The 22,183-nt window shown below is 64.4% G+C and carries 17 protein-coding genes; 11 read left to right on the forward strand and 6 right to left on the reverse strand.

Annotated elements, in window-relative coordinates; all coding sequences use genetic code 11:
• The first annotated feature begins 121 nt into the window (after nucleotides 1-121).
• Entirely contained in the window at nucleotides 122-409 is a 288-nt protein-coding gene (locus P3T17_RS27385) for a hypothetical protein (RefSeq protein WP_429409580.1), read from the forward strand.
• Between the two features lie 57 nt (nucleotides 410-466).
• Nucleotides 467-1,501: an alpha/beta hydrolase gene (locus P3T17_RS27390; RefSeq protein ID WP_074268403.1), complete on the forward strand. Its 1,035-nt coding sequence runs from the start codon at nucleotides 467-469 to the stop codon at nucleotides 1,499-1,501.
• Between the two features lie 63 nt (nucleotides 1,502-1,564).
• On the opposite strand, the gene P3T17_RS27395 is transcribed toward P3T17_RS27390, so the two are convergent.
• Together P3T17_RS27395 and P3T17_RS27400 are read right to left on the reverse strand one after the other, a co-directional pair.
• Complete coding sequence (locus P3T17_RS27395) at nucleotides 1,565-3,508, reverse strand: putative bifunctional diguanylate cyclase/phosphodiesterase (protein WP_429409581.1); 1,944 nt, start codon at nucleotides 3,506-3,508, stop codon at nucleotides 1,565-1,567.
• Between the two features lie 196 nt (nucleotides 3,509-3,704).
• A complete protein-coding gene (locus P3T17_RS27400) occupies nucleotides 3,705-5,537 on the reverse strand; it encodes an ABC transporter ATP-binding protein (RefSeq protein WP_429409582.1) in 1,833 nt (610 codons plus the stop codon).
• A gap of 229 nt (nucleotides 5,538-5,766) precedes the next feature.
• Between P3T17_RS27400 and P3T17_RS27405 the strand changes: the two genes are divergently transcribed.
• Nucleotides 5,767-6,732: a J domain-containing protein gene (locus P3T17_RS27405; RefSeq protein WP_429409583.1), complete on the forward strand. Its 966-nt coding sequence runs from the start codon at nucleotides 5,767-5,769 to the stop codon at nucleotides 6,730-6,732.
• A 40-nt stretch (nucleotides 6,733-6,772) separates the two neighbouring features.
• On the opposite strand, the gene P3T17_RS27410 is transcribed toward P3T17_RS27405, so the two are convergent.
• The 3 genes from P3T17_RS27410 to P3T17_RS27420 are packed head-to-tail and all read right to left on the reverse strand — an operon-like array spanning nucleotide 6,773 to nucleotide 11,191.
• Nucleotides 6,773-7,915 (reverse strand): lipocalin-like domain-containing protein, encoded by a 1,143-nt coding sequence (locus P3T17_RS27410; RefSeq protein ID WP_429409584.1) that lies wholly within the window; start codon nucleotides 7,913-7,915, stop codon nucleotides 6,773-6,775.
• The gene (locus P3T17_RS27415) at nucleotides 7,915-10,482 is read right to left on the reverse strand and encodes an FtsX-like permease family protein (protein ID WP_429409585.1); all 2,568 of its coding nucleotides are present in this window, start codon (nucleotides 10,480-10,482) and stop codon (nucleotides 7,915-7,917) included. The genes P3T17_RS27410 and P3T17_RS27415 overlap by 1 nt, the downstream gene beginning before the upstream one ends.
• Entirely contained in the window at nucleotides 10,475-11,191 is a 717-nt protein-coding gene (locus tag P3T17_RS27420; RefSeq protein ID WP_429409586.1) for an ABC transporter ATP-binding protein, read from the reverse strand. The genes P3T17_RS27415 and P3T17_RS27420 overlap by 8 nt, the downstream gene beginning before the upstream one ends.
• A gap of 226 nt (nucleotides 11,192-11,417) precedes the next feature.
• On the opposite strand from P3T17_RS27420, the gene P3T17_RS27425 reads away from it, so the two are divergent.
• On the forward strand, nucleotides 11,418-11,852 hold the full coding sequence (locus P3T17_RS27425) for a PRC-barrel domain-containing protein (protein ID WP_429409587.1): 435 nt from the start codon (nucleotides 11,418-11,420) through the stop codon (nucleotides 11,850-11,852).
• A 33-nt stretch (nucleotides 11,853-11,885) separates the two neighbouring features.
• Here the strand turns inward: P3T17_RS27425 and P3T17_RS27430 are convergent, their stop codons facing one another.
• A complete protein-coding gene (locus P3T17_RS27430; protein WP_429409588.1) occupies nucleotides 11,886-12,650 on the reverse strand; it encodes a flagellar brake protein in 765 nt (254 codons plus the stop codon).
• A gap of 465 nt (nucleotides 12,651-13,115) precedes the next feature.
• Here P3T17_RS27430 and poxB point away from each other — a divergent pair, with 465 nt between their 5' ends.
• From poxB to P3T17_RS27465, 7 genes are all read left to right on the forward strand, one after another.
• The gene (gene poxB, locus P3T17_RS27435; protein ID WP_429409589.1) at nucleotides 13,116-14,837 is read left to right on the forward strand and encodes a ubiquinone-dependent pyruvate dehydrogenase; all 1,722 of its coding nucleotides are present in this window, start codon (nucleotides 13,116-13,118) and stop codon (nucleotides 14,835-14,837) included.
• Nucleotides 14,837-15,217: a YtcA family lipoprotein gene (locus P3T17_RS27440; protein ID WP_429409590.1), complete on the forward strand. Its 381-nt coding sequence runs from the start codon at nucleotides 14,837-14,839 to the stop codon at nucleotides 15,215-15,217. Before poxB ends, P3T17_RS27440 begins: the two co-directional genes overlap by 1 nt.
• Nucleotides 15,218-15,232: 15 nt before the next feature.
• Nucleotides 15,233-16,348 carry a multidrug transporter subunit MdtN gene (gene mdtN / locus P3T17_RS27445; RefSeq protein WP_429409591.1) on the forward strand — a complete coding sequence of 372 codons (1,116 nt, stop codon included), beginning with the start codon at nucleotides 15,233-15,235 and terminating at the stop codon, nucleotides 16,346-16,348.
• Entirely contained in the window at nucleotides 16,345-18,495 is a 2,151-nt protein-coding gene (locus tag P3T17_RS27450; protein ID WP_429409592.1) for an FUSC family protein, read from the forward strand. Before mdtN ends, P3T17_RS27450 begins: the two co-directional genes overlap by 4 nt.
• 4 nt (nucleotides 18,496-18,499) lie before the next feature.
• Entirely contained in the window at nucleotides 18,500-20,050 is a 1,551-nt protein-coding gene (locus P3T17_RS27455; protein ID WP_429409593.1) for an MdtP family multidrug efflux transporter outer membrane subunit, read from the forward strand.
• Entirely contained in the window at nucleotides 20,051-21,526 is a 1,476-nt protein-coding gene (locus P3T17_RS27460; protein ID WP_429409594.1) for a mechanosensitive ion channel domain-containing protein, read from the forward strand.
• A 171-nt stretch (nucleotides 21,527-21,697) separates the two neighbouring features.
• The gene (locus P3T17_RS27465) at nucleotides 21,698-22,111 is read left to right on the forward strand and encodes a MucR family transcriptional regulator (RefSeq protein WP_074268415.1); all 414 of its coding nucleotides are present in this window, start codon (nucleotides 21,698-21,700) and stop codon (nucleotides 22,109-22,111) included.
• Nucleotides 22,112-22,183: the final 72 nt, after the last annotated feature.

The raw sequence follows: 22,183 nt of genomic DNA on the forward strand, positions 1-22,183 counted from the left end.
GCTCTTCGCTCCCAGCGCTTTTACAACGGCACGTCGCTTGCTGAATCTTTGGCAGGCCTGCGTGCATTGGCAACGCAGCCGCTCAAATCTGAATCTCTCTGATCTCACCAAGGAGTAAGTCATGAAAATGCAAAAAGCGGTCTTGATTTCGGCGTTGTTGTTGAGCTCTGGCGTTGCGCTGGCTGCGGGTGGAGGTGGTACCGGGAACGGCGGAGCGGGCGGCAATGGGAATGGCAACGGAGGCGGGGGCGCCCCTGGCGATTCGGCGATGACCGCCGCCAGCGGCAGCGGCCCGACGACGATGTCGAAGAGCAAGACGAAGAAGAAACACACGACAGCGTCCAGGCCGGCTAACGATACGACCAACATGCCCGGCGCCGACGCGAGCAGCGATACCAAGGGGCATTGAGCCGGGGGCTCGACGACAACCCATTCCCGATTCCCCGGTCTCACCTGGAGCCGCGCCATGACACTCGCCGATACTCTCAAGGGCATGATCGGACTTGATCCGACCGCCCACGCAGACGCCGATATGAAGGCGGTGCTCGCCGCGCTCAAGGAACTGAACCCAAAGCCGATCGAAGAATGCAGCGTCGCCGAGGCCCGCGAGCAGCCGACGCCCACCGACGCCGTCCGGAAACTGATGACGCAGGCGGGTCACGCCGCCCGGCTACCGCTGGAAGTGGAGGCGGTGCAGAGCGAGGACAAGCTGATTCCGGGCGCTGCGGGCAGCAATCCGGCGCGTATCTACCGTCCGGCCGGCGATGGCCCGTTTCCGCTGATCCTGTATTTTCACGGCGGCGGCTGGGTGATTGCCGATCTGGACGTCTACGATGCGACGCCGCGCTCGATTGCGGCACAAAGCAACGCGATCGTGGTGTCCGCCCACTACCGGCAGGCGCCTGAGCACAGGTTGCCCGCCGCACACGAGGATGCGTTCGCCGCGTGGCGCTGGATCGTCGAAAGTGCGGCGAGCCTCGGCGGCGACCCAAGCCGGATAGCGGTGATGGGCGAGAGCGCCGGGGCGAATCTTGCCATCAACGTGTCCATCCATGCGCGCGATTCAGGCTTGCGCGCACCCTTGCATCAGGCGCTGATCTATCCCGTGGCGAGCAACAACATCGTTTCGATCTCCTATGAGGAGAATCGCAATGCGAAGCCGTTGAACAAGAAGATGATGTTGTGGTTCGTCCAGAACGTGATCAACGACGAGGGTGATCTGAAAAGCCCGCTGATCGATGTGGTCAGCGCGGATCTGTCGAACCTACCGCCTACGGTGGTGGTGACCGCGGGCATCGACCCATTGCGCTCCGATGGCGAGAAACTCGCGGAAAAGCTGCGTGATGCCGGTGTTGCCGTCGAGCACCGCAACTATCAGGGGGCGACACATGAGTTCTTCGGCATGGCGCCGGTGGTTCAGGCGGCGCGCGATGCCCAGACTTTCGTTTCGCTCGCGCAGCGCCAGGCATTCGGCGGCGTGCCGCTCGAAGAGGCGCCTTGATCCGGGCGGGTGGTCGCAACATGTACCGGTGCGAGTCAGGCGCTCCGGTAATTCACGCCTTCTTTAAACGACATTGGCCTGGAAAAACTGCAGCGCCTCGGCCGGCATTGGCTTGCCGAACAGATAGCCCTGCATCACACGGCAGCCGAGTGCGGTCAGCATTTCGCACTGCGATTCGGTCTCGACGCCTTCCACCACGCATTCGAGCCCGAGGTTGCGGCACAAGTCCATCACCGATTTGATGATCTTGCCGCATGCCACGTCCGTATCGACCTCGGCTACGAAACTGCGATCGATCTTGATCGTATCGAAGGGCAGGCGATGGACGTAGCTCAGGCTGGAATAGCCGGTGCCGAAATCGTCGAGCGACACCTGGCAGCCCACTTGCTTGATCAGCGACAAGGACGCACGCGCCTGTCTGAAGTCGCGGGTCACCGCGGTCTCGGTGATTTCGAAATGCACCCGTTCGGCCAGCGTCGCGCTCGCCTGCACGATGTCGAGCAACCGCCTTGCGCGCGGCACCGACGAGATGTCGAGCGCCGAGAGGTTGAACGACAGGTAAATATGCGGCGGCCAGTTGGCGGCTTCGTTCAGCGCCTTGTGCAACAGCACCTCGGTCACCACACGAATCAGATCGGTCCGCTCGGCGATGCGGATAAATTCATCCGGCCTCACCTGACCGAGCTTCGGACTGCGCCACCGGCCAAGCGCCTCGAAGCCGACCGCGGTACGGGTGGCGACGTCGTAGATGGGCTGAAACTCCAGGTAGAGTTCGGCGTCGAGGTTCGCCGCCTTCAACTCCTGGGCGACGAGGCTCGCGCGCCGCACGCGGTTTTCGTGCTCGGCGGAAAACACCACGGCCGTGCCGCGCCGGCTTTCCTTGCCGACGTAGAGTGCGGCATCCGCGCGCTCGAACACCTCGGCCACGCTGACACTCGCAGGCGGCAAACCGGCCCAGCCGATCGTGCCCGACAACTCGGCGGTGTTCTCGCCGACCGTATAGGGCCGGCTGAGCCGCTCGCATAGCGTTTGTCCGAGGCGATCGAGTTCGTCCTCGCCAAGACGCCGTTGAATGATGATGCCGAATTCGTCGCCACCGAGCCGCGCGAAGAAAATCGTCGGATCGGCGAGCGCCAGAAGCCGGTTGCCGACTTCCTTGAGCACGAGGTCGCCGCTCGAATGACCGTAGATGTCGTTGACCTGCTTGAAACCGTCGAGGTCGATCAGCCCCATGTGGAAGTTGGCGACGCCGCCTGTGCTTTGCTCAGCCAGCGCATTGAGCGACGAAAAGAAACTGCGCCGGTTGGGCAGGCCGGTCAGGCTATCGATGTTGGCGAGGCGGAAGTTGTCGTCGCTGAGTTTCTGCGTGACCGACTGGCTCACGAGCAGTTCGCGCTTCGAAGAGACAAGGCTCGCGAAGTTCCGGTAGTAGAGATGGACGATAAAAGCGAGGGTCACGCCGACGAACAGCATATCCGCCGCCATCGCCACGAACACGGGGCGCCCCGCGGCCAGCAGAAAGATGGTGAAAGAACCGATCACGATGGTCAGCAGCGTGAGCGCCGCGGTCCGCAGATGCATCAGGCAGAACACGCATCCGACCACCGTGGTGGCCATGTAGAACGCCACCTGACACTGCTCGTAGGCGGATCCATAGGGGAATAGCAGCAGCGACCAGGTGGTGAAGCCGACGCCGAACCCGCACGCGAACCAGAAAGTCTTGCGCAGTTCGGGTACGGCTTTCTCATGCGTGAGCGTGCGGTGCCGGACGAACCACCACCGTACGCAGCGGAACACGCAGACCGTGCAAAGGGCCGCCGGAATATGGATGGCGAGCCAGGCCGGTGCGTAGGCAAGGTGGGTGATGGCCACCGCCATCGTGTTGACCACCAGCATGAAGTAGAGGAGCGGGATTTGCCGGCCGAACGCCTGCATTTGCGAGCGCACGAGTTCCGGGTCGGTGCTGTCGACCGTGAACGCCCCCCTTATTCGAGCTACCGATCCCATCAGTGCTCCTCGTGTGAATTGAGCCTTAACCCTCGTATATCGGCAGGTTTCTTAACATTCTTCAGTTTTTATGAGCAGTCCGAGGGAAATTGCCGGTGTGCGCGTGCCGCGAGCGGGTTGCGCAAACGTTGTCGTGGCAATGGGAGGAGTGGGCGGCGAGTGGGACCCCAGCGCCCCCGGGGGTCCGGTCAACCGGTCACGCCAGTTCTGGCGGCGGAGTGCTGCGCTTGCGTTGGCGTGTCAGCGTATCGCGGTAGATGCCGGGGACGTTCGCCAGTTCAGAGGGCGAGCCGTCCTGGACGACGCGGCCGCGATTGACCACGACGATCCGGTCGAAGCTCTGCAGCGTAGACAGGCGGTGGGCGATAGCGACCACCGTGCGGTTTTGCATCAGACGTTCGAGCGCCAGCTGGATCGCGGCTTCCGAGGCCGAGTCAAGCGACGACGTGGCTTCGTCGAGCAGAAGGATCGGCGAGTCGCGCAGAATGGCGCGCGCAATGGCGATCCGCTGCCGTTGACCGCCGGAGAGCTTGGTGCCGCGATCCCCGACTACGGTGTCGAGCCCGTCGGGCAACGCGCTGAGGATGTCCATGCAGTTGGCATCCTCGCAGGCGCGCTTCACGTCCGCCTCGTTCGCTTTCGGCACCCCATAGCGGATATTTTCGAGCAAGGTCCGGTGGAACAGCGAGACATCCTGCGGCACGATCGAAATCGCGGCCTGGAGACTGTCCTGGCCGACCTTCGAGATGTCCTGTCCCGAGATGCTGACGGTGCCGGACGCCGGTTCGTAGAAGTGCTGGATCAGGGCAAGAATCGTCGATTTGCCGGCGCCCGACGGACCGACCAGCCCCACGCGCTCGCCCGCGCGGATCTGCAGGTTCAGGCCGTTCAACACCGGCCGGCGCCCCGGATAGGCAAACGTGACGTTGTTGAAATCGATGGTTGCGGTGGTGACGTGCAACGGCGGCGCGTCGTGGTGCTCAGGCATCGCGTGGGGCGCGAGCAGGATGGCCGAGGCTTCGCCAAGGCGCGCCACGTACTGCGTCAGATCCACGAATGCGACCGCCAGATCGCGTGTGCCGTGCAGAATCGCGAAGCCGAGCGAGCTGATCAGCACGACGTCGCCCGTCGTCGCGCGGTCCATGCTCCATAGCCAGAGGGTCCAGCCGAGCATGCCAGCGGAAAGGATCGCCGTGGCGATTGCATGCAGCAGACGCAGCTTTTCGAGGTAAAGCAGGCTGCCGGTACGCGCTTTGGTCTCAACGCCCAGTTGCTCGTCGAGGCGTCGACGTTCCCTCCCGATGGCTGAGAACGCACGCACGAGCCCCATGTTGCCGATGATGTCCACCAGTTCGCCATCCACCGCTGCGGCCCGCGCAGCGAAGGCATGGTGCCGGGAAGTGCCGCGGCTCGCCAGGATGTAAACGCCGAAAGCGAGAATGCCGGAGACCGCCACCAGCGCGGCGCTCATCGGCACACTGACGGCGCCAACCATGATGATGGCGCCGATTACCGTGAGGCACGGCGGTATCGCCGTCCACGAAGCGGTGTTTTCGAGTATGTACGCCGCGTTCGCCGTGGCGGAAATGCGGCTCGATAGGACGCCCGGCTGCTTGTCGGCGAAGAACGCGGGTGGGTGAGCGGTCAGATAGGCGAACATCTCGCGCCGGATATCGCCGGTCACCGTGACGAAAGTCCGCGCGGCGATCCAGCCGCCGACGCGCCAGAACAGGTTGTCCGCGAGAATCAGTCCGACGAGAATCACGAAGGCCCGCATCACGACAGCGGGATGGGTGCGGCCAGAAGGTAACGCATCGACGAGATTCTTGATGCCCCATTGCGAGGCCAGCGCGCACCCGACCGCGGCAAGCACACTCACCAGCACGATCAGATGGGAGACCTTGCGCCGGGCGATGTAGCGCCATAGCAGAGCCATCGGCTTGCCGGCATAACGGGACATCTCGCTCGAGCGCGCGCGCCGGCGCGCATGGCGAATATGGCGCCGGCGGGTCGGTTCGGGAATTTCCATTGCCTGTTGCTCCGTCGTTTTTACGGGGCCGGCAGGGCTGCGCACCGATACAATCGGGCGGTTGCTGCAAGCGGAAAGGCTTGGTGAAACGGTACACCACGGAAGGCGTCAGCAACCGGCGTGCCTGTCGCGCGCAAAGCGGTAAGGGCTCGCATGGCCGCGCCATTCAAGCAATCTGTTTTTGAGCCGATATGCTGTCGATGCGGGGAAGAATCGCCACGGAAAGCACATGCATACCCATTACGACAATCTCAAGGTCACGCGCGGCGCGCCGGCCGAGGTGATCCGGGCCGCCTACAAGGCCCTCAGCCAGCGTTACCATCCCGACAAAAATACCAGTCCGGATGCGCAGCGCATCATGCGCATTATCAACGAGGCTTACGCGGTGTTGGGCGACCCGGAACGCAGAAAGGCGTACGACCGCGAACTTTCGGCGCATGAGCAGCAAGTGCCGAAAGTGCAGGGGCCGCCGCCCGATGCGGCGCCGGCGTACCCTTCGCCGCGCGAGCGCAACGGCAGGGCGGAACCGTCCTTCGCGGCGTCCGCCAGGGCTTCGACGTTCAACCAGAGGCGGCACACAGCACCCGAAGCGGCCACTTCCCAGCAGGGCAAGACGAAGGAGTCGGCTCGGGCGCGCGCCTTCAGGATTGTTGTTTGCGTTGCCATCGTATTGGCCGCGGCGTGGACGGGTTGGCACGCGAACCATCGCCTGCCGGTTCATCGGACCATTGCGAGCGCGGCACCGCACGCCAATGTCGCCGCCAGATGGACTAATCCTGTCACCGGTGCGAGTGTGCAGATCGATGGCGTCTGGACGCTCTCGGTAACCAGAACCGAAAACGGCGAGCCGATCTATACCTTCACCGACCCGACCGGCCGCGCTGCGGTCGTCTTCGCGCGGGAAGTTCTGCCGGACGTGGGGTTCAGCCGATACATCCCCGCGTATCTGCGCAACAATGCGTCGACGATGCCGCTCGGCGTGCCAGGGACGCGCGACACGGTCGACGGTCATGAAAGCTGGATTGCCGAGGGCCGCCTAAAGTCAGACCCCACGATGAAAACGCATGTGGAGCTGCGCCATATCGACGCGTCGTTCTGGCGCATCGTGACCGTGCAGGGGCAACCCTACGAGAACACGGACGAAGCGACGGGCAAGCTCAAACAGCAGTTGTGGGGCACGCTGGCAGGGCTTTGATCAGCCGACGGCCGCATCAGGACAACGGCAAGGAGCAGCACTACCGCGCAGCCTTCGTCGGGTTCTGAAGTTCAAACGGCTTCTGATAGCCGGTTAGCTCCAGATAGCCCCGGCCCACGTTTGCGCCGCCGCGCTTCAAGGTCACCGCGCCTTCCCAGTAAGCAGAGCCGGTCGAGTCGCGGGCGTCCATTTCCTGATCCTCAAGCAAGGGCTCGAGCTGCCACGTGAGCGTGCCGGTCTTGACGGTTTCGGCCACCGGATAAAGCGTATTCGTGCGCGGCGAGCGCCACGTTCTCTGCGGGACGAAATCGACCTGGGCCGGGTCGAACGTGGTGAGCTTGCCGCTTGCGTCGCGCAGCACCGCGTGCGCCCAGACGGAGCCGCCATTGCGGCCGCGCACCTTGAACGCCATCAGCGCGGAGCCGTCAGCGAGGTTCGCACCGAGCCAGTCCCACCCAGCCGCATCGGGGCTCAGGATCGTGCTGGACCATTCGTGATCGAGCCATGCCACGCCGCTTACTGACGTGGGGGTGCCTGAGCGTCCCGTCGGGTGCGAGGGCCGCGAGACGCTGCCGCTAACGCGCAGCTGCGGCTCGCTGTAGTAGTAACTGGCTTCGCTCTGAAGCGGGCCTTTTTGCGAGTAGCCGTGGTCCCCCTGCAGCAGCAGTGGCTGCGTCGGCGTGAACGACAGGTTCAGCGCAAACTCGCGGGTTTCGGCATGCACCAGGTAGCGGCCGTCGGTCGCGCGCACCATGCTCCATGTGTCGAGCTTGACGTCGGTGTTGCCGGTTTTGGCATAGGCGAGGCCGAAACCCTGCCGCGCGATTTTCTGATCGTGCACAAGTGTGCCGAAAGCCGGATCGCTCAGCGCGGCGTGCGCGATGATCAGCTGTGAAGGCGCGAACGCGCTCGGATCCGCTGCGTCGTCACCGGTGGCAGAGCGGAAGAAAGTAATCTGGAAACCTAACGGTTTGCCGTCCGGTGTGTCGAGCCAGCCGGTGGCGTACCACCATTCGGTCTGAAACGAGGGATGCGCGCCGGTATCCGCTGGAAACGCCAGCGCGTGACCGGGCGTGACCGCGGCGAACCCGGGTGACGCGGCTATCGTGGGCATGGCAGTCGTTATGCCGAGAAAGAACATGAACAACGCAATACTCGACACGGTTCGGACTCTGTGCCGCATCACCAATCCTCCTTTACGGCGCGGACCGCATCGACGGAGACCGCCCGGCGTCCCGCCACCACGGCGGTTGCGCACGAAGCGACCAGCATCACCGCAGCCACCATGCTCAAGACGAACCACGGCATGTGCAACGACATGCTCCAGTGAAACGACTGCGGGTTGACCACGAACACGAGAATCAGGCTGATGGCAAAGCCGAGGACAAAGCCCATCGCGATGCCAAGCGCCGTCAGCATGCCGCCTTCCTTGGCGAGGATGGCGATGATCTGCGCGCGCGTCACGCCGACGTGGCGCAGCATGCCGAACTCGCGCGAGCGGGCAAGCGTTTGCGCGGAGAACGTCGCCGCAACACCGAACAGCCCGATGACGATGGCGACCGCTTCGAGCAGATACGTGACGGCAAAGCTGCGGTCGAAGACGGTCAGCGAGCGGGCGCGAATCTCGCCGGGTTGTGCGAACTGCAGCGCGTCGCCGAACGGCAGTGCGCGCAGCGCGGCGATGACCCGATCGATGTCGGCGCCGGGCGCGACGGTGATCGCCACATCGGTGGCGCCGGTGTCGCGAGTCAGGCGCCGATAGTCGGCCAGCCGCAACTCGATCGCGCCGGTCTGACGCACATAGTCGCGCCACACGCCGGCCACGACGAACGCCTCGTTGTGCTGCCCGACCGGCAATTCGACATGTTCGCCGAGCCGGTAGCCATACAGATCGACCATGGCCTCGGACACCCAAACCGGCGTCTCGCCATGCAGTGCGGATGGAAGCAGCACGGGCCCGGACACTTGCAGACTGGCGCCGGGGTCGGCTGCGTCGATTTCGCGGGCGAGAAGAACGATTGCGGGACGTGCGGGATCGAGCGTGAGTTGCGACGCACGCGTAAATGCCGCGGTCTTCACGCCGGCTGTCGCCGCGATGCTTGCCTGATCGGCGAGGTTCAGCACACCGGTGTCGCCGTTCGGCGCAACTCGCACATACAGGTTGGCGGACAGCAGATGTTCGAGCCATTCGTCGACGGAAACGCGGAAGCTCGCCACCATGATCGCCATTGCAACGATCAGCGCGAAGCTCGAGAGCACGCCGCTCATCGCCACCGACGCTTGTCCGGGCGCATTGGCAAGCCGTGCCAGCGACAGCGCGCTGGTGGTCTTCGCCTGACGTCCCACACGCGAGCGACCGAGGGCCGTGAACAACACGGCCGTGCAACGCGGCATCAACGCAATGCCCCCTACGAGCAGAAGCGCGACCGCGAGGTAGCCAAGAATCGGCGCCTCGAAAACGGGCGGCATCTGCGTGAACACCCCCGCCAGCGCGAGGCAGCCGAGCGCAGGCCACGGCGTGGCGAGCCGCGCCAACGCGCCTTCTTCACTGCCGGCCTTGAGGGCGGCAGCCGGTCGGGCACGTGCTGCCTCGAGCGCAGGCGCGAAACTGCCAAGCACGGAGACTCCAATTCCCAAGGCGAGAAAAATCGCTGTCGCGATCGGTTCGAAACTGACACCAGGCCGAACGCCTGGGAAATAGCCGCCACCCAGATCGCTGCCGAAAAAGCGCAACGCGGCGCTTGCCAACGCGTAACCGAGCGCAAGGCCCGCAATTGATCCAAGCACGCCGAGCACGGCGCCTTCCATCAGGATCTGCCGCAGCAACTGGCCGCGCGTGAAGCCGAGCACCCGCAGCATGGCCAGTTGCGAGCGGCGCCGCACGACACTCAACGCCTGGGTCGAGAACACCAGAAATGCCCCGGTGAACAGCGCCACCAGCGCCAGCACATTCATGTTGATACGGTACGCACGTGACAGACGGTCGGTCCGGCTTTCGACGTCGCGCGGTTCGGAGACCACCAGTTGATTGCCCAACCGCGCCTGAAGTTCGCGTCTGAAGCGTTCGCGGTCGACGCCGCGCGCGAGTTCAAGGTCGACCCGCGACAACTTCCCGAGCCTGCCGAAACGCCACTGCGCGGCGGCGATATCCATCACGGCAATGCGCTGACCCGGCCTGGCTCTGACGAGACCGCCTGCGACGCGGAACGGCACACTGGCTGTGCCGCTCAACAGGGAGATGTGCTGGCCGGTCACGGTGTTTAGCCATTGCTGGGCCGCTGGCGAAAGAAAGAGGGTGTCGTCGGCGAGGGTATCCATGGGACGCTGCGACGCAGGCACCCCGACCAGGTCCGGCGCGATCTGGCTGGCTTTGAAAACGTCGATGCCCAGCACCTTGAGCGGTGCATTCTGGCCAGGCACGGTCGCGTCCAGTTCGAGGACGGGGCTGGCGAGCGCGACGCCGGGTTCATCGGCAAGCCGCGGGTACCACGACTCATCGAAAGTAGGCTGCGCGCCCCGCACCTGCAGGTCAGCCTGGCCGGACAGGCTCCGGGCCGCTGCCGAGAATTCGTTGAACGCCGCGCTGTTGATCAGCTGCACGGCGTAACCGAGCGCCACACCCAGCGCGATCGTCATGACGGCGACAATCGCGCGCCCGCGCTGACTGCGCCACTCCGCTTCGAGCAGCCAACGGGCGAGCCGCCGACTGCCGCTCACGGGCGCAGACTCCGGCCGCAAGGCGTCACTCATGAGACGAACGAACCTGCTGCACGTCGGCATGCCCAGCGGGATGCAGGCCGCCCTCACTGAGGATCAGCACGCGGTCCGCGACGGCCGCGGCCGCGACGGAGTGCGTCACCATCATGGTTGCCGCACCGTTCGCCTTGGCTTCGGCGCGAAACAGGGCGAGCACTTCGTGAGCCGTATCCGGGTCGAGATTGCCGGTGGGCTCATCCGCCAGAATCAGCCGCGGACGATGCACCAGCGCGCGGGCGATCGCCACCCGCTGCAGTTCGCCGCCGGACAACTGCCGCGGGAAATCGTCGCCGCGTCCAGCGAGGCCGACTGCAGCCAGCATTTCAACAGCATGGGCCGGCGGCAAATTGTTGAGCAGCAGCGGCAGCGCGATGTTTTGCGCGAGTGTCAGATGCGGCAGCACATGAAACGCCTGAAAAACGAAGCCGAGCTTTTGCCGGCGCAGGCGGGTCGCTGCATCGTCGTCGAGGCCCGAGACCAGCGTGCCATCGATGAGGACCTCGCCGCTATCGGGCGCGTCGAGCCCTGCGATCAGGTTGAGCAGCGTCGATTTGCCGACCCCCGAGTCGCCCATGATCGCTACGAATTCGCCAGGGTCGAGCATAAAGTCGAGCTGTGCGAGGACCACGCGGGCGGTCCCGTAGGCTTTGCTCAATCGTCGGCATTCAAGCGCCGGAGCAGGGCATTCATCGCGAACGCGCATCGGTATCGGTGGTGTTCAGTTCAGGGGAAGGGAAGCGGGCGGCGCCATCGCGCTTGTCTTTGCGTTTGTCACCGCGTTTGCCATCGCGTTTGCCATCTTACCCGGCGCGGCCGATCGGCGTGCGCGGCGCCGGCAACGGCCGCCGCATGAGGCGTGGGCATGGCGTGTGCTACCCGGTAATTCGCCTGTTGGCGAAACGCCTTTGACCCAGATTAAGGATATGAAGATGAAAGCAAAGACACTCGTATGCGCCGGCGCGCTCGTATTCACCTGTTGCGCAGTGCCGCTCGCGCAGGCGCAGATTGCCGGCGTTCAACCGCTCGGCGGCTCGGTGGAGGAAACCAATGGTCTGCTGCACGGCTGGAGCGTACGTAAGGCGCTGGTCGACGAACCGGTCTACAACGATGCCAATGACAATATCGGCAAAATCTATGACCTGATCATTGCGCCCGATCGCAAGGCGACGTACGCGGTGCTATCGGTGGGTGGCTTCCTCGGCATGGGTATCCATTACGTGGCCATTCCGATCGACCGCTTCGACATCCGCAACGGCAATCTCTATCTGGCGGGCGCCACCAAAGAAGCCTTGAAAAACCTGCCTGAATTCCAGTACAACAAGCTCGAGAAGGCGACCAGGCCGCACAAGGTTAACCCGCAATAATCCCTGCGACAATACCGTCGAATGGTGCCGCGCTCACTCGCGCGGCACCAGCGCCTGGCGCCGCGTTTCAAGCTGCGTAATGACGCGCTGAAGCATCCGTTCGGCAGGCCCGGGTAACCCGGCAAACCTGCAGCCCATCACGAAGCGCCGCTCGCCGCTGGTACTCGTAAAGTGCCTGGGCGCGACAATTTCCAGATCGAGCCTGAGCGTACCGAAGTCGCCAAGCTGCAATGTGACATCCGTCAAGACGCAGCCTGCGTCGAGCGTGCCGAAACGCGCATTCGCGGTGCGCAGCGCAACCCCACCCAGCGACAGATCCTGCATCTCCACCTTGAACGAATCGCCGTCCGCGTAACGTCCGCTGACGACATACGGATCGAGTGCGGGCGTCTGCACGCGGAAATATTCACGACGCTGGACGTAGTAGAGGAGTGCAGGGAACGGCGCTTCGAAAGCAAGCCGTCCTTCGAAGACGATTGCCTCGGCCGCGTCCGTGGCGAACTCGACCCGAATACCGCCGGGCAAGCTGCGGAACATCAGCTTCTTCGCACCCGGCAAGCTGCGGTTGTCGGCGGCGACGCTACCGGCATCGAAAATAAAACGGCCGTTGCGCGAGTCGACCGCGAGCACCTGCGTGACGATCTGCCGTCCATCGAATTCCGCCGTGACAAAGTCCCCGCCTGATACGAGCTTGCGAAGGCACACCGCAATCTGCAATGGGTGGCGTTGCGCGAAGTCCGGATGAATATCGCTCGCCGGTTCGGCAAGGTCGGAATCGAGCAAAAGGTCGTCGATCATCGTGGTCCCCGTGGACGTTGCGGCCCTGGTACGGCCTGGTTTCTAGTCGATGAACGCGGGAGAAAACCACGCCGGCGTCCGTCTCTACAGGCTGTACTGCAGGGATCGTGCCATGTGAATGAAGGGTGATCTTCGATGGCGGGGAGCAGGGCGCAAAGCCTTGTGGGACGGGACTTCCGAGGCAATGCAACAGCGGCGGCGCAACGGACATCAAAGGCTGCCGCTACGTAACGGCCAGAGGATTGTTACGGGCCACGTGGGCGATGGACGGACAACGCGGCGAACCTACGGCCGATACACGCCAGAGCCCGGATTGCACACCGTGCTAAATCGCAAGCAGCCCGTGCGATTTGAACAGCGCCGGCAGGCGCGGCGCGGCACTATCACCAGACGCACGCGGCATGCCGGCCTCAGTTCCCGGTCCACCGGCTCACTCGCACTCACCTGTCCGTACGGAGGTACCGCATGACTACCGCAGCTGACTACCTGGTCACCACGCTTGAGCATGCTGGCGTCAAGCGTATTTTTGGCGTCGTTGGAGATTCATTGAACGGCATCTCCGACTCGCTGCGGCGGCGTGGCAAGATCGACTGGATTCACGTCCGGCACGAGGAAGGCGCGGCGTTTGCCGCCGGTGCCGAGGCGCATCTGACCGGGCAGCTCGCGGTATGCGCGGGCAGTTGCGGACCGGGCAATCTGCATCTGATCAACGGGCTGTTCGACTGCCAGCGCAGTGGTGTACCCGTGCTGGCGATCGCCGCACATATCCCGAGCAGCGAGATCGGCATCGACTACTTCCAGGCGACGCATCCGGAGAGCCTTTTCAAGGAGTGCAGCCACTACGTCGAACTGGTGTCGAACGCCGAGCAACTGCCGCAGATCCTGACCCGCGCGATGCGGGTCGCGGTGGCACGCCGCGGCGTCGCCGTCGTCGTGATTCCGGGCAACGTCGCGCTGTCGCCTTCGATCGCTGAAGTGCCGGCCTGGGTGGTGCCCACCTCGGCGCCGGTGCTGCGCCCGAACGACGACGACATCGCCTGCCTCGCGGGCATGTTGCACTCGGCATCGAAGATCACGCTGATGTGCGGCGCCGGCTGCGCGGGTGCGCATGACGAAGTCGTGGAACTGGCCAGGCGCCTCAAGGCGCCGATCGTGCATTCGCTGCGCGGCAAGGAGTACATCGAGCACGACAATCCGTACGACGTCGGCATGACCGGCATGGTCGGCTTCGCCTCGGGCTATGCTGCGATGAAGGCGTGCGACATGCTCCTGCTGCTGGGCACGGACTTTCCGTACCGGCAGTTCTATCCGGACAACGCCAGGATCGCCCAGATCGACGTGCGCCCCGAAGCGCTCGGCAATCGCTGCTCGCTCGATCTCGGTCTGCTCGGCACGGTGAAGGACACGCTCGCCGCGTTGCTGCCCGTGCTCAACGAAAAGACCGATACCTCGCATCTCGAGAGCGCGCTCGAACACTACGCCACCGCACGCAGGGATCTGGATTCGCTTGCGGAAAGCAATCCGTCGAGCACGACGATTCATCCTCAATACGTCACGCGTCTGGTCAGCCAGCTCGCGGCGGATGATGCGATTTTCACCTGCGACGTCGGCACACCGATCGCATGGACCGCGCGCTATCTGAAGCTGAACGGCAAGCGCAGGCTGATCGGCTCGTTTAACCATGGCTCGATGGCCAACGCGCTGCTGCATGCGATCGGCGCCCAGGCAGCATGTCCGGGCCGCCAGGTCGTGTCGATGTCCGGCGACGGCGGCTTCGCGATGATGATGGGCGAATTCCTCACGCTGGTTCAGGCCGGCTTGCCCGTGAAGGTCGTGGTCCTGAACAACGGCACGCTCGGCTTCGTCGAAATCGAAATGCGCGCGTCAGGCTTCATCGACACCGGCACCGAGCTGATCAACCCCAACTTCGCGAAGATGGCCGAAGCGATCGGCGTGAAGGGCATTCGCGTCGAGAAGCCGCAGGACCTCGAAGCGGGACTCGCTGCAGCGTTCGCGCACGATGGTCCGGCGCTGGTCGATGTGGTCAGCGCGCGCGAGGAACTCATCATGCCGCCCAAGACGACGATCGACGAAGCGTGGCATTTCGGGCTCTTCATGATGAAGTCAGTGCTGGACGGCCGCGGCAAGTCGCTGATCGATCTGGCGAAAGTGAATCTGACACGCTGATGCTGGCTACCCGTACCGGTTCACGCGTGCGCTGCGCTACACCTGGACCGCACGTGCCGAAGCCGCCCTCCAGCACCGCTACAGCGGAAGATGCACGCCTGCAGAAGGGGCCGGCACGCCGCCGGTGCGAGGCAGCCTTGAGCCTCCTGATGTGCGTGCTGCTGGCGGCGTGCTCGGGCTCGCCGTCGGTGGGGATTCTCGGCGCGTATTTTCCGGACTGGCTGTTCTGCGTGATCGGAGGCACGGTGCTGACGGCCGTCGTGCATGTGTTGTCGTACCGCAATGGCTACGGTAGCTGGCTTACGCCCCCGGCGATCGTCTATCCCGCGCTGACGGTGCTCTTTTCGATTGTGCTCTGGGCCATTGGCTTCAATCTGTGACACACGGTGCGAAATATGAGTTCTAATCCGACCGCGCCAAACGGCCCAGGTACAACGAAACCTCGACCCCGCACCTGGCCGGCGATGCTGCTGATCGTGCTGGTGGTGGCTGCGGCCATCGCGGCGATCTGGCGCGTCGACACGGTGCCGCGCACCGACGACGCCTATGCCTATGCGGACACCATCGGCGTGTCGCCGGAAGTGAGCGGCAAGATCGTCAACCTGGCCGTGCGCGACAACCAGCAGGTCAAGCAGGGCGATCTGCTGTTCCAGATCGACCCGCGTCCGTATCAATACACGTTGGCGCGGGCACAGGCCTCGCTTGCGCAACTCGATGCGCAGATTCCGTTGACCCAGCGCAGCGTGAACGCGCAGACCTTCGCTGCTGCCGCGGCGAAGTCGGCGGTCGTGCGTGCCCAGGCCGCGGCGAACCAGGCAAGCGATACGCTCGCCAGAATGGCGCCGCTGATCGGCAAGGGCTACATTTCTGCCGACGACCTCGATCGCGCACGCACCGCACAGCGCTCCGCGCTCGCGGAACTGGCGGCGGCCGAATCGCAGGAACGCGAAGCGCAGGCGGCCGTCAGCAGCGTCGACGCGCTGGTGGCGCAACGCTCGGTGTTGCAGGCCGAAATTGCGTCGGCGCAGCTCAATCTCGAGTACGCCACGGTACGGGCGCCATTCGACGGCCGCGTCGTGCAGCTGACCACATCGGTCGGGCAGTTCGTCTCCGCACAAAAGCCGGTGTTCACACTGATCGATACACGACACTGGTACGTGATTGCGAATTTCCGCGAGAACGAACTCGGCAATATCCACCCCGGCACACCCGCGACGGTCTACCTGATGAGCGACACCGGGATTCGCTTCAGCGGCGCGGTGGATTCGATCGGCTACGGCGTCGATCCGCAGGACGGCGGCGCCACGGCGAACGGCTTGCCGAATATCCAGCGCAGTATCAACTGGGTCCATGTCGCACAGCGTTTTCCTGTGAAGATCGTGATCGATCATCCTGATCCGCGGCTGTTCCGTATCGGCACGTCGGCGGTAGCGGTGTTGCGTGTTCATGCGCAAGATGCAACGCGCGATCCCGCGCACGACACGGCCGCCGCCAGCGGAGCACAGTCATGAGCACGGTGACCGGCTCGCGGCGCGAGCTCGCGTGGCCGCGCCCGCTGGCGCGTTTCGCGGCGTTTCTGCGACGTGAACTGGCGGCGTTTCCCGGTCGCGGCAATGTCATGATGCGCTGCGTGCTGGGTAGCGCGATTGTGATCGTCACGTCGATGACGCTGCAGGTACCCGAGCTGGCGCTGTCGCTGATCGTCGTTTTCTTCGTCACACAGTCGAACGTGGTGTTGTCGCGCGTGATCGCGCTGAACATCGTGATTGGCTCGACCTGTGCGATCGCCAGCGCGATCGTGGTGTTCATGTTGACCTTCGATTACCCGCTGCTGCGCATCGCCGTCGCGAGCGCGGTATTTTTTTGCTGCACGTATCTGCTGCGGGCCGTCACGAAGTTCGGCCTGGTTTTCTTTGTCACCGCGTTGATCGTCATCTATGCGCAGAGCTTCGCCGATCGAACCGATAACGCTGAAGCATTGGTACGCGCCTGTCTGTGGGTATGGTCGGCGGTCAACTATCCGGTTGCCGTGGCCCTGATCCTCAATACGATCCTGCTGCCCGCCGAGCCTGAGCGGCAATTGCGGGCCGCCATGCACCGGCAACTTGGCGCGGTGCAGTCGCGTCTCGCCGCGCTGGTCGATCCCGCTGAGGTGCCAGTCGCGCTCAATACGAACGATCTGCAGCAGGGCGCGTTGTCGTTGCAGAAACTCATGCGCTTCTCCACGATGCGCAAACGCTACAGCGGGCCTGCGGCCGCAGCGATGCTGGCCTGTGTGACCGCCGTGTCGCGGCTGTACGAAGCAGCGGCGGGATTGCCTGTCACGGCGCAAGCGTCTACTGCGGCTGGGATTGCAGCTATCCGCCGCGTTCGGGGCGAAGTCGCGGCGCTCGATGCCGCGATTTCCGAAGGCTTGCCATTGCCGCGCGCAGTCGCTGCGGGCAGCGAGGAAGAAGGGCCGTCGATTCCCGCAGTCGCTGCGATGCAGCGAGCCATTGAAGCCCTCGCCGATGCCGCCGCCAGCCAGGAATCGCACGCCAGCACGCCGCCGCCCGCCGCCCCCGCGATGTTGCCGGCAGATGCCTTTACAAATCCGCTCTACGCCCGCTTCGCGCTTCGCACACTGCTGTCGGTACTGATCTGCTATGTGTTCTACAACGCGGTGAACTGGCCCGGCATTCACACGATCATGCTGACCTGCCTCATCGTCGCGTTGCCCAGCCTCGGCGCATCGACCCGGCACGGCGTGCTGCGCATCAGCGGCGCGCTGATTGCCAGCGCTCTTGCGCTGTTCGCGGTTGCGTTCGTCATCCCGCATCTGGAAAGCGTGACGGGCCTGCTGCTGATGAGTCTGCCGGTAATCGCGCTGGGCGCATGGGTGTCGGCCGGTTCCGAGCGGATCAGCTACGCCGGACTGCAGATCATGTTCACCTTCTCGCTCGCTCTGCTGGAGCAGTTCGCGCCGCCGTCCGATCTCACCGAGATTCGCGATCGGCTGGTGGGGATTCTGCTCGGCGTGGGGGTTGCGACTTTCATGCAGATGTCGCTATGGCCGGAAGGCGAGGCCGACTCGCTGCGGCTGCAACTCGCCAAGGTTCTGCGCGCGATCGCAGGGGTTGCACGCAATCATGCGCAAGTGGTCGAAAGCGACGCTCCGGCAGCACAATCGCAATCCGCGTCGACCGCCTGGGTCATGCTGGCCGATTGCGAAGCAATGCTCGCACGGGTTGCGCTCGAGCCCGACTGGCGCGAGGGCGAAACGGCCCGCGTCACGCTTCTCGCGCAAACGGTGCTCGCGCAGAGCCGCTCGATTCTGCTGGCGAGCGACGCGTTCCATATCGAGGCAAATTTCGACGCGCGACGCACCAACGTGTCGGGTGCGGGTTTGAGGCAAGTGTGCGGGGTATTGCAGCGAAACCTGGCAGAGTCGCTTGAGCGATATGCCCAGCAATTGTCGGGCGAGCCGCCACTCGCCGTGCCGCCGGTGCCACTCGATTTGACAAGGGTGGCCGCAGCGGCGGCAGGTGAAGAGGGAGGCGCGCCTGCCACCGCGCTGCTGGAGTGGGCCGCACGTATCGATACTGCATTGTCGGGCCTGCCGCAATGGTCGACCGATGAACTGCCTTTAGCATTGCCGGCTGTTGCCGGACAGGGATAGCGCGATGCGCGACGATCAAAACCCGTTGATGCAGACCGCGCGTGGCACAGGTGCCCGCCATTCGTTGCCGAGCTTCGTGCCGCGTTGGCTGGTGCTGCTGCCAGTCTGTGCGGGGCTGGCAGCCTGCGCGATGATTCATCACGATAGCCCGCCGGCGACGCTCATCCCACAGGACCAGATCCGCCTCGCCGACGATATTCACCTCGCGAGCGAAGGCTGGCCCTCTGCGCGCTGGTGGGAGCACTATCACGACCCGCAACTCGAAGCGCTGATCGAGCGCGGCCTCAGTCATGCGCCGACGCTGGCCATCGCCCGTGAGCATGTGTCGCAGGCCCACGCACAGGTAGAGCTGGTTCGCGCCGGGAGCGATCTGCAGATCTCCGCGATCGCCGAGGCGGATCGCGAGCACGTATCCGGCCATGGATTCCTCAGCGCCTACGCTTCGAAGGATCCTGCCATCGGCGCCTACGGCCCGTGGTACTGGACCGGGTTGGTCGGCGTGGATGCTCACTACGATATCGATGTGTGGGGCAAGCAACGCGACCTCGTGCGTGCGGCGCTCGGCGAGCAGAACGCACGGCGCGCCGAGGCAGCGCAGGCCGAGCTGGAGGTGTCGACCGGCGTCGCGCAACTTTACTACCAGATCCAGATCGTCTACGCGAGCCTTGACCTGCTGCAGCAATTGCGCAGCGTCGAGGCGCTCGAACTGGACACCCAGACCGCGCGTCACGAACGAGGGCTGGCGGCGATTACGCAGTCGGCCGAGGCACGCTCGCAACTGCTCGCGATCGACCAGCAGATCGCTTCGGCACAGGAACAGATCGTTCAGACTCGCGAGGCCTTGCGCGCAGTACTCGGTGCGGGACCGGACGACCTGCCGCAAATCACGCCGGTGGCATTACCCGCGCCCTCGGCCGGCCTGCCGGCCACGCTGTCCTTCGAGCTGCTCGCCCGCCGGCCCGACCTGCAGGCAATGCGCTGGCTGGTCGACGCATCGTTCGACCGTATCGATTCATCCAGAGCGGCGTTTTACCCGAGCTTCGACATCACGGCGTTCTTCGGTTTCAACGCACTACGGATGCGGGATCTGTTTACGCATACGGCTGAGCAGATCAATATCATTCCCGGGCTTTATCTGCCGATCTTCGACGGCGGTCGTCTGAATGCGAGCTTGCATGGCGCGCGCACGGCCAGCAACACGCTGATCGAGCAGTACAACGAAGCGGTGCTCGATGCAGTTCGCGATGTGGCGCAAACGGGCAGTCAGATCGACGATCTCGACCATCGCGCGCAACTGCAGCACGAGCGGATCGACGCGCTGCGCGTCACGAGCGACAGCACCGAGGCCCAGTACGAGCGCGGTCTTGCCGACCGCACCGCGTCGATCCAGGCGAAGGCTCCGGTGATACAAGGGCAGATCGCGCTGCTACAGCTCAACGGCGACGAGCTCGAAGCGGAAATCGTGCTGACGCGGGCGCTGGGCGGCGGCTATCGCAGCGACGACCTGCCGAGCCGGCCGCCGGTGCCACCATTAGCGGCCAGCGGAGCGAACTAGATGCTGCCGCAGCCGCTCGCGCCCTTGTTGCTTCCGGTCGCCGCGGTCGCGCTCAATTTCATCGTATTGCTGTGCTGCGCACGCATGCGCTTCGCGATGCCGCGCACCACGTTGCGCTGCCTTGCATTTGCTGCGCTGACGATCGCGATGCTGCACGCGGGTGTGACGCCGACGCAGACGCCCGATCTCGGCGCCTCCGCCGAGTACCGCTTTGCACGCGGGGCGGTGCAGATCGCCTGGTGGCTGCTGGCGGCATCCACGATCATGGCGGTGGTGCGGCTCTACTACACGATCAACGACCGCACCCGCCAGGAGCGCTTTACGCTCGATGTCGCCGAGGTCGTGGCGTATCTGACCGCGGCGGTCGCCATCGTTGCCGATGTGTTCGACATTCCGCTCAAGGGCGTGCTGGCCACATCGGGCGCCGTCGCGATCGTGCTGGGGCTGGCGTTGCAAAGCACATTGGCCGACCTGTTCTCCGGCTTCGTCATCAATGCGACGGCGCCGTATCGCGTCGGCGACCGGATCGTGCTCGACGACGGCTCGGAAGGCTCGGTGCGCGAAGTGACGTGGCGCGCGACACACGTGCTCAAGAGCAACCATGATCTGATCGTCGTGCCGAACTCGGCGATCGCGAAATCGAAGGTCGTCAACGCGAGTGTCCCGGCTGGGACGCACGCGACCGTGGTCCGGTTTCAGGCGGATCCCGTGCATCGTCCGTCGTCGGTGGTGTCGGCGCTGCGGCTGGCAATCGACTCGTGCATCGGCATCGACGCTGCGCTACCGGCGAACATCGTCACGAAGACGGTCGGCTGGCAGGCGACCGACTACGAAGTGACGTTCTTCGTCTCGAGCGATCGCAGCAGCGACGACACGCTCAACGTCTTTTTCGACGCCGCGCACCGGCATCTGGAAGCGCTGTCGCTGTTCCACACGCCAGCGGACGACGCGGACGCTTCGGGCGAGCGCTCGGTCGGGCGGCGCCTCGTCGAGAGCATCGGCATCTTCGGCCTGCTGTCGCGTGAAGAAAAGGAACAGCTCGCGAGCGTCCTGCAGGTTCGCGAACTTGCGCCTGGCGACGTGCTGCTGCAGGCCGGCGACGTGCCGTCAGCGATTACGCTCATCGGCTATGGCGTGATCAACGCATCCACCCGGCTCGACGGCGGGACCGTGGACGTCATGCGCTTTTCACCGTGCGAATACTTCGGCGAGAGCGGACCCATAGCGGGCGTGGCGATCGGCGCGGAAATCTCGGCGAAGACCTACGCAATTGTTTATGAACTGCCGGGAGCGGCGATTGCCGCGTTGCTCAAACGGCATCCCGAACTGACGCATGTACTGGCCGCAAAACTCGCGGAGCGTGAACGCCGCGGACAGGCGTTAATGGAACCACCCAGGGACGTACCGCCAACGCCGCACGGCCTCGCCGCCTGGCTCGCACGCGGTATGCAGGCGCTCCATGGAATGCATCTCTAACCCGGCGCGCAGGTTTGCCCCCATTCGGGGGATTGACCCGTTCAGGTCGCGCCACTACTTTGATCAGGTATCCCACCTGAGAGCGAGACAAGCTTATGGTGCCGTGCGAATCCGCCTGCCGCTTTCGGGCAATCCCAGTAACGCAGGGCCTTTGAGCTCGCGAGGCCGCCCGTGACGGAGCGCCCCCATCTGATCGAACTGACCGCCGAGATCGTGGCGAGCTTCGTCTCGTGCAATCCGCTGCCCGCGGCCGATCTGCCCGCCTTCATTTCGAGTACCCATGCCGCGCTGGCCGCGTTGCGCGATCCTTGCGAGGACGCAGGTCCGCATGCCGAGGCAGCGGTCCCGATCGGCGAATCGATCCACGACGAATATCTGATCTGCCTGGAGGACGGCCGCAAGCTGAAGTCGCTCAAACGCCATCTTCAACACCGCTACGGCATGACCCCAGACCAGTATCGGGCGAAATGGGGGCTGCCGGCCAACTATCCGATGGTGGCCCCCGCCTACTCGGCGCTGCGCTCGACCATCGCCAAGAATCATCCCGCCGGTGCCATCAAGCCGCGGCGCGGCACGCGGACCTGAGAGAACACGGACACGCTCGTGCAGTGCGGTTTCACCCATTGGGGGGATACCGGAGGAGCGCCAGTCTCACGC

Source organism: Paraburkholderia sp. GAS82, assembly GCF_050436285.1.
In the GTDB taxonomy this organism is placed as follows: Bacteria; Pseudomonadota; Gammaproteobacteria; order Burkholderiales; family Burkholderiaceae; genus Paraburkholderia; species Paraburkholderia phenazinium_B.